Source organism: uncultured Actinobacillus sp., assembly GCF_945915845.1.
In the GTDB taxonomy this organism is placed as follows: Bacteria; Pseudomonadota; Gammaproteobacteria; order Enterobacterales; family Pasteurellaceae; genus Exercitatus.
The window spans coordinates 1-11,980 of sequence record NZ_CAMEFX010000052.1; the positions used below are offsets into that span (position 1 = coordinate 1).

The 11,980-nt window shown below is 39.4% G+C and carries 11 protein-coding genes; 2 read left to right on the forward strand and 9 right to left on the reverse strand.

Annotated elements, in window-relative coordinates:
* Nucleotides 1-108: 108 nt before the first annotated feature.
* From purF to dsbC, 7 genes are all read right to left on the reverse strand, one after another.
* Nucleotides 109-1,584, reverse strand: a complete 1,476-nt coding sequence (gene purF / locus Q0O89_RS09405; RefSeq protein ID WP_293731455.1) for an amidophosphoribosyltransferase — start codon at nucleotides 1,582-1,584, stop codon at nucleotides 109-111.
* 12 nt (nucleotides 1,585-1,596) lie between these two features.
* Nucleotides 1,597-2,088 (reverse strand): CvpA family protein, encoded by a 492-nt coding sequence (locus Q0O89_RS09410; RefSeq protein ID WP_293731456.1) that lies wholly within the window; start codon nucleotides 2,086-2,088, stop codon nucleotides 1,597-1,599.
* Nucleotides 2,089-2,174: 86 nt separating this feature from the next.
* Entirely contained in the window at nucleotides 2,175-2,615 is a 441-nt protein-coding gene (yfbV, locus tag Q0O89_RS09415; RefSeq protein ID WP_293731457.1) for a terminus macrodomain insulation protein YfbV, read from the reverse strand.
* A 55-nt stretch (nucleotides 2,616-2,670) separates the two neighbouring features.
* Nucleotides 2,671-3,360, reverse strand: coding sequence for a 5'-methylthioadenosine/adenosylhomocysteine nucleosidase (locus tag Q0O89_RS09420; protein WP_293731458.1), 690 nt, complete (start codon nucleotides 3,358-3,360; stop codon nucleotides 2,671-2,673).
* Nucleotides 3,357-4,013, reverse strand: coding sequence for a thiol:disulfide interchange protein DsbA/DsbL (locus Q0O89_RS09425; RefSeq protein ID WP_293731459.1), 657 nt, complete (start codon nucleotides 4,011-4,013; stop codon nucleotides 3,357-3,359). Before Q0O89_RS09425 ends, Q0O89_RS09420 begins: the two co-directional genes overlap by 4 nt.
* The gene (recJ, locus tag Q0O89_RS09430; RefSeq protein WP_293731460.1) at nucleotides 4,013-5,734 is read right to left on the reverse strand and encodes a single-stranded-DNA-specific exonuclease RecJ; all 1,722 of its coding nucleotides are present in this window, start codon (nucleotides 5,732-5,734) and stop codon (nucleotides 4,013-4,015) included. The genes Q0O89_RS09425 and recJ overlap by 1 nt, the downstream gene beginning before the upstream one ends.
* Before the next feature lie 394 nt (nucleotides 5,735-6,128).
* Nucleotides 6,129-6,809, reverse strand: a complete 681-nt coding sequence (gene dsbC, locus Q0O89_RS09435) for a bifunctional protein-disulfide isomerase/oxidoreductase DsbC (protein WP_293731461.1) — start codon at nucleotides 6,807-6,809, stop codon at nucleotides 6,129-6,131.
* Nucleotides 6,810-6,960: 151 nt separating this feature from the next.
* Between dsbC and prfB the strand changes: the two genes are divergently transcribed.
* Both prfB and lysS read left to right on the forward strand, forming a co-directional pair.
* Nucleotides 6,961-8,059 (forward strand): peptide chain release factor 2 gene (gene prfB, locus Q0O89_RS09440; RefSeq protein ID WP_293731462.1). Its coding sequence is split into 2 segments (ribosomal slippage): nucleotides 6,961-7,035 and nucleotides 7,037-8,059, totalling 1,098 coding nucleotides; the frame shifts between segments, so codons are not numbered across the junction.
* Nucleotides 8,060-8,082: 23 nt separating this feature from the next.
* On the forward strand, nucleotides 8,083-9,588 hold the full coding sequence (gene lysS, locus Q0O89_RS09445) for a lysine--tRNA ligase (RefSeq protein WP_293731463.1): 1,506 nt from the start codon (nucleotides 8,083-8,085) through the stop codon (nucleotides 9,586-9,588).
* A gap of 455 nt (nucleotides 9,589-10,043) precedes the next feature.
* Here lysS and Q0O89_RS09450 read toward each other — a convergent pair whose 3' ends face one another.
* Entirely contained in the window at nucleotides 10,044-10,787 is a 744-nt protein-coding gene (locus Q0O89_RS09450; RefSeq protein ID WP_135710943.1) for a site-specific integrase, read from the reverse strand.
* A 147-nt stretch (nucleotides 10,788-10,934) separates the two neighbouring features.
* Nucleotides 10,935-11,980 (reverse strand): DNA-binding domain-containing protein (locus Q0O89_RS09455; RefSeq protein ID WP_293731464.1); only part of this gene is annotated, 1,046 nt, incomplete at its 5' end.

The window sequence follows — 11,980 nt, forward strand, 5'->3', positions numbered from 1 at the left end:
GGGCAAAAAATAAGCTCCGCCGCAGCCTTTTATTGAAAGATAAACAGACCCTAATAGAGGCTCAGATTAAATAAAACGCGCCATTCCAGCGCGTTTTCTGCTTTATTTTTATTTTGATTTGGTTTTGGCTTTGTCATTACGCTGAGTCGCAATGCTGTCAAGATATTCCAATGTAATATCACCAGTGACATATTTTCCTGTAAAGACAGAAGCATCAAATTCACGAATATGTGGATTTTCCTGTTGAACGGAAATTTCAAGAGAAGCTAAATCTTGGAAAATCAATTTATCAACACCAATTAATTTCGCGATTTCATCTACATCACGTCCATAAGCAATGAGCTCATGTTTAGTTGGCATATCAATACCATATACATTCGGATAGCGGATTTCAGGAGCGGCAGAGGCAAAATAAATTTTGTTCGCACCGGCAGCGCGCGCCATATCCACAATTTGCTCAGAAGTGGTGCCTCGCACAATTGAATCATCCACTAACAAGACATTTTTACCTTTAAATTCAGATGAAATCGTATTGAGTTTACGGCGCACCGCACTCACACGTTGTGTTTGACCCGGCATAATAAAGGTACGCCCAACATAACGGTTTTTTACAAAACCTTGACGATATGGAACCCCTAATACCGTTGCAATACGCAAAGCAATATCATTTGAGGTTTCAGGTACAGGTATCACAACATCAATATCTAAATCTTTCCATTCACGGGCAATTTTTTGACCTAAACGTTCGCCCATATGTACACGTGCCGCATAAACAGATACGCCATCAATGGTTGAGTCCGGACGGGCAAAATAAACGTATTCAAAAATACAAGGGGATAATTTTGTATTTTCTGCACACATTTCGGAATAAATGTCCCCATCAAAGGTGACATAAACCGCTTCACCCGGTTTAATATCACGTACGAACTCAAAGCCGACTGTATCTAAAGCCACGGATTCTGAAGCAAACATGTATTCCATTTTGCCATTTTCTTCACGTTGACCTAAAACCAATGGGCGAATCCCATTGGGATCACGGAATGCGACTAAACCATGATCAATAATCATCGCCACACAAGCATAAGCTCCACGAATATCTTTATTCGTTGCCTTAATGGCAGAGAAAATGTCGGCAGGTTCTAATGCTTGTTTATGGATTTGATCAATATGATAAGCCAAGATATTGAGTAGTGCTTCTGAGTCAGACTTAGTGTTAATATGACGACGTGCTTCGTGGAAAAGCTTTTCTTTCAGTTCTTCCGAATTCGTTAAGTTACCATTGTGAACTAAGGTTAATCCATAAGGGGAATTGACATAAAAAGGCTGCGCTTCAAATTCACTGGAACTCCCTGCCGTTGGATAACGAACATGCCCTAAACCGGCATTTCCTTTTAAACGTTCCATATGGACTTGTTGGAACACGTCTGCCACTAAGCCATTCGCTTTGCGTAAATGAAAACAATGTTGTTCATCTACGGTCACAATGCCGGCGGCATCTTGACCACGGTGTTGCAGCACCATTAACGCATCATAAATTGACTGATTTACTGGAGTTTGACTCACAATCCCAACAATACCACACATTTGGCAATCCTCTTATTTAGTCGTAGGTAAATTTAAAAAACTTGAATTTGCTTGCATTTGCTCAAAGAACCATTGTTCAATAAAAGCAAAATGCGGAATCAATTTAGATGCTTTCCACATATCCTGTTGATTCAGATTGGTAAAAGTATCGGCAAAAAATAACAATGCCGCCACAATCAACACGCCACGTAAAAAACCAAAACAGGCACCTAATACGCGATCGGTACCGGAAAGCCCGGTTTTATCCACAAGTTGACCAATCACGTAATTCACCACTGCCCCAACAATTAAGGTAAGAATAAATAAAATGGCAATGGCTGCCCCATTACGAATGTATTCAGATTCAATTTGGGTGAGTAAGTTGGCAAGATAGGGGTAAAACTGACTCGCGACAATAAATGCACAGATCCAACTCGCTAAAGAGGTCACTTCACGAACAAAACCGCGAAACAAACTGACGATCAAAGAAAAAGCAATAATTGCGATGATAATATAATCAATCATTCAAATCTTCCAAAAGAAAAAATAACAGCCGCTATTCTACAAAAAAAGTAATCGTTTGCGTAGTAGAAAAATAAAATAATTTTACATCATATTTCCTGCCAAAATTCCGCCCCTAAGTGTTTATCTGCCAAGCGCAATAATTCGGCTAAATCTTGGTAAGTCGGATTATCCCTATTTTTGAGCGTAATATTTTTTTGCGCCAGTTGCTGTAAAATCTGTTGAAACTTCACCGCACTTTGAGGGGGTAACGGTGTTTTAGCCCGTTTTCCCAGCCAATAAAGTCCTTGAAAAGGAATACAAAGGGCAAAAAGTGCGGTCAAAACCGCAATAGAAAAAGCCATGTTATTATTTTTCGCGTAAATTTGCTGCCAGACGATAGAAAATACCGCTACAAACGGCATCAGCTTTTGGGCAAATTTTGTGGCTTGAATGACCCGATTTTCGGGGAAAATTGCCCCTAAGGTGGGATGCAGTAGCCAAGTGTCAGCGTATTTTTGCCCTTGCTTAATTAAACTTAAAAATCCCATTTAAACACCTATTAAAAAATAAACCCTGTACAAAGACAGGGTTAGCAAAGATTAATTACAGCTGTTCCAACATACCTAACACCATCTCTGATGACATTTTTGCCGCAAGCGGTAAAAACTCTTCAAAAGACATACTCGCTTGCCCATCACCTGCATCAGAAATCGCTCGAACAACCACAAAGGGAACATTAAACGCATGGCACACATGAGCAATGGCTGCGGCCTCCATTTCAACCGCCGTGACATTGGGAAAATCCGATTTAATTTGCGCTAAACGATCTCCACCGGCAATAAAACTATCACCGGAACAAATTAAACCATATTTCACCTTACGCCCTTGGCTTTGCGCAATTTGTGCCGCCAGTTCTGTGAGTTTAACATCTGATTTAAAGGTTGCCGGGCAAGCCGGTAATTGACCTTTCGTATAACCAAATGCCGTCACATCCGCATCGTGATAAGCGGTTTCTGTGGAAATCACAATATCCCCTACCGTTAAACCTTGCGCGACACCACCTGCCGATCCCGTATTAATCACGACATCAGGTTGGGTTAATTGTAATAACGCGGTGGTCCCCATTGCTGCCGCTACTTTACCAATACCGGATTGCAACAATGCCACAGCTTTGCCGTTAATTTTTCCTTCAAAAATAACCGCACTTCCCACTTTTTGTTCCGTTTTATCCGTCATTAATCCTGCTAAAATTTCGACTTCCTGCGCCATTGCGCCCACAATACCTATTTTCATCTGTTATTTCCCTTTACTATTTTTGTTGTTAAAAAATCTAATACGGCAAAAGTATAATCATCATTATAAAGTGTACTCGTGGTTAACACATATTCGCCATTAACGACCACGTAAGGATAGGTAAACACCCCATATTTTTCCGTCATCGCTATACTTTGCCGGGCGGCTTCTGAGATTTCAGGCGATAAATACATTTCTTTGAATGTCTGCCCATCTACCCCCTGTTTTTCAAGCCATGCCAGTAAGTGTTCAAATCTTGACAGTACAAGAAATTGCCCTTTATCCATGGTTTCAAACAGGAGTTTATCGGATACATCTGTCCGCCCAACCGCTTGTAAAGCATAAAAAGTGCGGGCTGAAAATTCGTTATTTTCAAGGGCAACAGGATATTCGCGATAAATGACATGGCTCGCATTGATTTGCGCATAAAGTTCTAAAATATCTTGAACGTTAGAACAGTTTCGACAATCGTAGTCAAAAAAAGACTGAATAATGATTTTCCCATCGAGTTTTTCATCTATCTCAATGGGTTTATCATAAGTAAAATAATCTTTGCCTTCTTCAAATTGATTTTCTTCAAGAGACGACAAAGACTCAATGGCAAAAGATTGAGAGATAAAGCAGAAGAAAATCAAAAAATGCCAAAATCTCATTATGCTAAAGGCTCAATATAATCCACTAATAATTGTATATCGCGATTGCCACGAAATTCATTGATATCCAGTTTATAGACCAATCTGGCTTTTCGGATAGAAAGGTCGGGATAATAACGCGTATCCACATTGAACGCAATGGCGTCTAATAATTGCCCACCTTGTATCGGTTCAAGTAACATTTTTAAATGTCGCTCCCCGACTAATCGTTGTTGCAATAATTTAAACTCACCATCAAAAACAGGCTCAGGAAACGCTTGCCCCCAAGGACCGGCTGCACGTAGTTTTTCTGCAGTTTGGATATTCATTAAAGCAGGTTCTAGGTCACCGTCTGTCCACAAGGTTCCTTTCAGTTCATCATTGCCCAGCCATTCTGTCACAACCCGGTTAAATGCGGATTGAAATTGTTCAAATAATTCTTCCCGAATACTCAATCCGGCCGCCATCGCATGCCCGCCAAATTTTAAAATGATGTTGGGATGGCGTTGGTGAACCTGTTCCAATGCATCTCGCATATGCAAGCCCTCCACAGAACGCGCTGAACCTTTTAATATCCCCTCGCTGTCTTGGGCAAAAGCCACCACAGGACGATGAAACTGGTCTTTTATCCGCGAAGCCAAAATCCCTAAAACACCTTGATGCCAATCAGATTGATATAACGCCACACCTAAAGGAAGCTGATTATCTTTGCCTTGAAGCGCGGTTAATTTTCGGCAGATTTCAAGGGCTTCCAGTTTCATCCCTTGCTCAATTTCTTTGCGTGTTTGATTTAATCCATCCAATTCCAACGCCAAGGCTCGCGCGGTTTCCATCGTTTCTGCCAGCAATAGCTCTACCCCCACAGACATATTATCTAATCGTCCGGCAGCATTTAAGCGTGGGGCAATGGAAAAACCAAGATCACTGGCTGTCAGTTGACGCAAATCTTTATTCGCCACTTCAACCAAGGCGCGAATGCCAAATCGACAGTGTGATGCTTTAATTCGTGCTAATCCTTGATGAGCTAAAATGCGATTATTCTGATCCAATGGGACGACATCCGCAATTGTTCCTAATGCCACGAGATCTAATAATTCACTAAAGTTAGGTTGTGTTTTTTCGTCAAAAATGCCCATTTCGCGGAATTTCGCGCGCAACGCCAACATCACGTAAAACGCCACCCCAACACCTGCCAAGGATTTGGATGGAAATTCACAATCCATTAAATTTGGATTCACTATCGCATCCGCATCCGGTAAGGTTTCGGGCGGTAAATGATGATCTGTCACAATAATTTGTACCGCTCGGGATTTGAGGAAAGCCACCCCCTCCAATGATGAAACGCCATTATCAACCGTAATCAACAACTCAACGCCTTGTTCAATTGCCATTTCTGCCACCGGAATGCTCAAGCCATAACCTTGCTCAAAACGATTGGGGATTAGATAATTAACATTGGTAAAACCTAATTGCCGTAAAGCGGTCACCATTAACGCAGTGCTAGTCGCACCATCCGCATCAAAATCACCGACGATAATAATTTTCTTATCACGAGAAACCGCTAAAATTTCGACCGCACTTGTTACCCCTTTAAGCAAAAAAGGGGAATGCATGGACTGCAATCGAAGATCTAATTCTTGACTGTGTTGAATATGACGAGAGCGATAGATGCGATCCAATAAATGATCTTCACAAACAGGCATTCCGTTGGGTATATCACGGCGTTGGATGATTTTATTCATAATAATTTATAGAAACAGAAAAAATTTCTAGCTTCATTCCGAATTAAATGAGCCGGTTAAAAGCGGCTCTACAACAAAGGGATAAAGAAAAAAGCTGTTGAAATCAACAGCTCTTTTATCTATAATTTCCGTTGGTCGGTCAGGGCTTTTAACCCTGATGCTGACAGGGGTTAAAAGCACCTTCTGACCATTAAGTCCAACTTTTTGTGTCAGCTAAGGACATTTGACAATGCCTAAATTATGGATTTTTATCCTAATTTTTGTGTTGTTTATGCTTTTTTGCCCGCCAGCATATTAAGCATTTCCGACTACAACAACAAGGGGTAGGCAACTGCCCCTTTCTTCGTATTATAAAACTCTCTTTCTTTTTTTCAAGTTGAAAATAAGAAACTGTTTACCCTTCAAGTGCCGCTAGCAATTCTTTCGGCGCAAGATAGCCACCAATAAGCTCTCCCGTTGATGTCACAATACTTGGCGTACCGCGTACACCAAATTGCACACCGAGCTCATAATGTTTTTTTACGATATTAGGTGTTTTTAATTGTGTGGGTAAATTGCCTTTTTCCGCTTCATTTAAGGCATAGGCTTTATCTTTTGCTGTAAAAATCGCTTCCATTTGCTCCGCCGTTTTATCCATTCCTTTGCGTGGAAAGGCTAAATAACGCAAGGTAATCCCTAAATCGTTATACTCTTTGATTTGTGAATGTAACTTATGACAATAACCGCAGGTAATATCCATAAACACGGTTACAATGTGTTTTTCCTTTTTGGCAGGATAAACGATCATTTCATTTTTATAGCTTTCTAAGGTGGCCATTAAAGCTTTAGCTGAAACATCCACAATTTTATTGCCGTTTAATTCAAATAATTTACCTTGTAAAACGTACCTTCCATCTTCTGAGACATACAAAATTCCTTGATCCGTTACGGCGGTTTTTAAGCCATTAATGGGTGAAGATTTGACTTCAACCTGTTCAGCACCCAGTTGCTTTAAATTTTTAATAATCGCTGCGTCATCAGCCATGCTGTTCATGGAAACCATTGCCACAGAAAGTGCGGTGAATAATTTTTTCATTTTGCGTTCCTAAAATAAGTCAGAAAATTGAGATTATAGAGAGATTAATGGCGAGTGCAACTAATAACCGATTTTCTAGTAGAAAAAAAAGCGGAAAACGCCTATAATCACGCCTTATTTTTGACTCAATTCTAACGGTACACAAACGAAAATGTTTGAAATTAATCCAGTAAAAAACAAAATCGCTGATCTCGCCGAACGTACTGCGGTACTTAGGGGGTATCTTTGACTTTGATGCTAAAGTAGAACGCTTGGAAGAAGTCAATGCCGAGCTAGAGCAACCTGATATTTGGAATGAACCTGAAAAAGCACAGGCATTGGGTAAAGAGCGTTCCGCCTTGGAAATCGTGGTCAATACCATTAAAAAACTTGATCAAGGTTTAGAAGATGTAGAGGGTTTGCTTGAACTTGCTGTTGAAGGTGAAGACGAGGAAACCTTTAATGAAGCGGTTGCTGAACTCGATGAGTTAGAGCAACGTCTTGCCATGTTGGAATTTCGCCGTATGTTTAGCGGTGAACATGACGCCGCAGATTGTTATGTTGACCTACAAGCAGGATCGGGCGGAACAGAAGCACAAGATTGGACGGAAATGTTATTGCGTATGTATCTCCGTTGGGCGGAAAGTAAAGGTTTTAAAGCTGAACTTATCGAAGTCTCTGATGGTGATGTGGCAGGATTAAAATCCGCTACGCTCAAAGTATCCGGCGAATATGCTTTCGGCTGGTTACGGACTGAAACAGGTATCCACCGTTTAGTGCGTAAAAGCCCTTTTGATAGTAATAACCGCCGTCATACTTCATTTGCGGCAGCTTTCGTTTATCCCGAAATTGATGACAATATTGAAATTGATATTAACCCTGCAGACTTACGTATTGATGTTTATCGCGCGTCCGGTGCAGGTGGTCAGCACGTGAACAAAACGGAAAGTGCGGTGCGAATTACGCATATTCCAAGTGGGATTGTAGTGCAATGTCAAAACGGTCGTTCGCAACATCAGAATAAAGATCAAGCCATGAAACAACTTAAAGCCAAATTGTTTGAAATGGAAATGATGAAGAAAAATGCGGAAAAACAAGCTATGGAAGAAAATAAATCGGATATTGGCTGGGGAAGTCAAATTCGTTCTTATGTGCTTGATGATAGTCGTATTAAAGATCTTCGTACAGGCGTGGAAAACCGTAATACTCAAGCCGTATTGGACGGTGATTTAGATAAATTTATTGAAGCAAGCTTAAAAGCCGGTTTATAGCATTTTAACTAAAGGTAATAACAATGTCAGAACAACAAACTCAAGAATTAGATTTGAATGGTGAAATGATTGCTCGCCGTGAGAAATTGGCCACATTACGCGCGCGTGGGAATGCATTTCCTAACACTTTCCGCCGCGATGCTTATGCAAAAGATTTACATACTAAATATGATGAAATTGAGGGTGAAATCTTAAAAGAACAAGATCATCAGGTTAAAGTTGCCGGACGTATTATGCTTAAACGTGTAATGGGGAAAGCTTCATTTTTCACGATTCAAGATGTCACAGGTCAAATCCAACTTTATGTCGCACGCGATAATCTTGCGGAAGGCGTTTATAGCGATTATGTTAGCTTATGGGATTTAGGTGATATTGTCGGTGTTTCCGGTGCGTTATTTAAGACCAAAACAGGGGAATTAACCGTTCGTGCTTCTGAAGTGGAGTTATTAACAAAATCCCTTCGTCCGTTACCAAATAAAGTGCAAGGTTTAACAGACCAAGAAACGCGCTACCGTCAACGTTACTTAGATTTAATTTCTAACGAAGAATCTCGCCGCACTTTTATGATCCGTTCACAAGTGGTTTCCGGCATTCGTCAATTCTTCTTAGAGAAAAACTTTATTGAAGTAGAAACCCCTATGCTTCAAGTGATTCCGGGCGGTGCGGCTGCGAAACCGTTCATTACACATCACAATGCGTTAGATGTGGATATGTATTTACGTATTGCACCGGAGCTTTACTTAAAACGCTTAGTGGTTGGAGGCTTTGAACGTGTATTTGAATTAAACCGTAACTTCCGTAACGAAGGGGTTTCTGTTCGTCACAATCCAGAATTTACTATGATCGAATACTATCAAGCTTATGCGGATTACCACGATTTAATGGATAACACGGAAGAATTACTGCGTAAATTAGCCTTAGATATTCTAGGCACAACAACAGTTCCTTATGGCGAATATGTCTTTGATTTCGGCAAACCGTTTGAACGTATTACTATGCACGATGCCATCGTAAAATACGGTAATGGTATTACACGCGCTGATTTAGATAACTTTGAAAAATCAGTAGAAATTGCAAAGGGCTTAGGTATTGAGATCCAAAAATCTTGGGGATTAGGTTCTGTTGTGAACGCTATTTTTGAAGAAGTGGCTGAACATCAATTAATTCAACCGACATTCTTAATGGCTCATCCGGCGGAAATTTCGCCACTTGCACGCCGTAATGATGAGAACCCTGAAGTCACAGACCGTTTTGAATTATTCATTGGTGGACGTGAAATTGGTAACGGTTTCTCCGAGTTAAATGATGCAGAAGATCAAGCAGAGCGTTTTGATGCACAAGTTGCGGCTAAAGATGCCGGTGATGACGAAGCGATGTTTAAAGATGAAGACTTTGTGGTCGCGCTTGAACATGGTTTACCACCAACAGCCGGCGAAGGTTTAGGCATTGACCGTTTGGCGATGATTTTCGCCAATGCGCCTTCAATTCGTGATGTGATTTTATTCCCGGCAATGAAACAAAAAGCGTAAAAATCAATGAAAACAAACCGCACTTTAGAAATTGACATCTAAAGTGCGGTTATTTTTATCTGTAATTATGGTATAGCATTGACATTTAGATAAATTGCTATCGCCCTGAAAAGCAGATACCTATAAACAGAAAACTAGGAATGGACATTAGTTGAGGAAATTAAATTATTTGAAAAGATTTAGAAACAAAAAAAGCTACTTCTTAAAGCAGCTCTCTATTCATTAGAATGGTGCCCGAGGCCAGACTTGAACTGGCACGCCCCGAAAGGCGAGGGATTTTAAATCTTTTGTGCAACTATAATTACATAAATTTTTGAATTTAAAAGAGCACCTAAAATGTCTCATTGCAAATTGTATCAGAAATTTTGGTTATGTAAATTCCCGAATGTAAAAAATTGATCTATTTTTTTAATCAAGATCTAACTTTACGGTTAGATCTTGATTGTCATTAATAATTATAGATTGTCTACACTGCTTCTAAGTGTCTCTGCATCGTATTCGATATACTCTAATGTTACACTAATATTGCTATGGCCTAGCAACTGTTTAGTGATATAAAGATTTTGTGGATTTTTCATCAAATTTGTTGCCACTGTATGACGAAAACGGTGTGGAGATACACTAAATCCTACAAGTTTAGAGAGAACCTTAAACACATGGGACAATTGGTCGTCCGTCATATCTCGTTTGCAATCCCTTGTGTAAAAGGAAAATCGATTTAAATTGAACAATTGAGCTTCTTTGTTTAAGCCTTGTTTTCTCAATTCTTGTATGAGATACGTTAAGCTGGGTATTAAGTGCTTAGATAAAGGAATTTGGTGATAATTATGCGTTTTATTAATATCTGAAGGGATAAATAATAGTTTCTTATCTAAATCAATATGCTCTATTTTCAACTTCAATAGTTGCCCACGGCGTATGGCGGTGTATTTCAACATATCAATAAGGCAACGCATAAACCATGCAGGTTGCAATATATCAGGCAACCGACCTTCATCATTTAAAACGGTCGCAATTTTGCTTAATTGCTTTTCCGTCAAGGTTTTCTTCGGTTTTTTCCCTAATTTAAGCATTAAGCCACTAAATGGGTTTTCAGTTTGCGGTACAAGTTTTTTCTTCATACCGAAGTTAAATAAACTATGTAAATGCCGCATGTAGTTGTTCCATGTTACTGGCTTAATCGACAATAGAGCTTGCATTCGCCATCTGATGATATGCTCTTGAGTGAGTTCTTCAATGCTTAAGCCAGGATAGAACTTTAGAAGTTGATGCGCTACCTTTTGATAGGTGTCTTTAGTTTTAGGTCTGATATTAATGTGTTTGTATAAAAAAATTGATCTAATAAATCATTTATTGTCATTTTTTGTACCTTTTAATTTTAACCAATGGTTATTTAATGCTAATTTGGAACCAATATACTCTTTTACGTTCGGAAGTAAATATCCATTAAGTAAAGATGTTTTGTTTTGGCCCATGACTGAACACATCCAAATATTACGACTATCATTTTCTTCCTTAATATATTGACGCTTGTGTAATTCCAATTTTTGAAATTCCTTCTGCACCAATTCCCAGTCAGAATTTTCTGTGTTACCTGTAATTTCAATTGCGTAGCTTTTGAATATGTTAGGAGTGACAAGAAATAGATGATCGTCAACGATGTGAATCATTGCATTTGGGCGGTTCATCAGCAGTTTTCCTGAGCTAATTCCTTGTTTCAACCAAGAAATAAAATTTGCTCCTGATGAATTATTAGCCGTCACTTCGGTACTTGGTGTTTTATATGACTTTTGTTGTATGTCATTATTTACTGGGTCAGTTATTTGAATTGCCGCGGTTTCATTTATGACTGGTTCAGTATTTAAATGTTGTTTAATGACTGGTTCAGTCGTTATAACAGTTTCTGCTGATACGGTGTTAGTTTGAATTGGGAATAAATCAAGAATGTTGCCAATCAAATCCATTGATTCAGCAGAGTCTTCTACGACCGATGATTCAGTAAGTGTCATATCCTGATCTATGCTCATAGAATGAGTAATTTCGGTCTCTATCATCTTTTCATTAACTGATTCAATATTTATATCTACTGTATTGCTTGTATTATCAAGTAAATGCTCATCCGTTGTCTCTTGACTTTCGCTGTTTTCAATATTAATAGATGGCGTTGACAAATTAGTTTCAATAGCAGCTTCAATAGGATTTCCATGTTTATCAACGATGGTGACTTTACCTTCAAAATAAGGCGGTCGTTGGTTTACATCACTCCAAATTAAGATGGGTGAAATGCATAATAATGTAAATGTCATTTGTGGATTCCAACCCGCGTAAGATTCAACTTTAGCTGACCAAACTGCCATATTCTCTTTGGTTGTTTGAACAAGTTTATGGGCTT

Bases quoted from the DNA above. Each gene is read 5' to 3' on its own strand.
- purF (WP_293731455.1), bottom strand. From the start codon at position 1,584: ATGTGTGGTATTGTTGGGATTGTGAGTCAAACTCCAGTAAATCAGTCA.
- Q0O89_RS09410 (WP_293731456.1), bottom strand. From the start codon at position 2,088: ATGATTGATTATATTATCATCGCAATTATTGCTTTTTCTTTGATCGTC.
- yfbV (WP_293731457.1), bottom strand. From the start codon at position 2,615: ATGGGATTTTTAAGTTTAATTAAGCAAGGGCAAAAATACGCTGACACT.
- Q0O89_RS09420 (WP_293731458.1), bottom strand. From the start codon at position 3,360: ATGAAAATAGGTATTGTGGGCGCAATGGCGCAGGAAGTCGAAATTTTA.
- Q0O89_RS09425 (WP_293731459.1), bottom strand. From the start codon at position 4,013: ATGAGATTTTGGCATTTTTTGATTTTCTTCTGCTTTATCTCTCAATCT.
- recJ (WP_293731460.1), bottom strand. From the start codon at position 5,734: ATGAATAAAATCATCCAACGCCGTGATATACCCAACGGAATGCCTGTT.
- dsbC (WP_293731461.1), bottom strand. From the start codon at position 6,809: ATGAAAAAATTATTCACCGCACTTTCTGTGGCAATGGTTTCCATGAAC.
- lysS (WP_293731463.1), top strand. From the start codon at position 8,083: ATGTCAGAACAACAAACTCAAGAATTAGATTTGAATGGTGAAATGATT.
- Q0O89_RS09450 (WP_135710943.1), bottom strand. From the start codon at position 10,787: ATGCAAGCTCTATTGTCGATTAAGCCAGTAACATGGAACAACTACATG.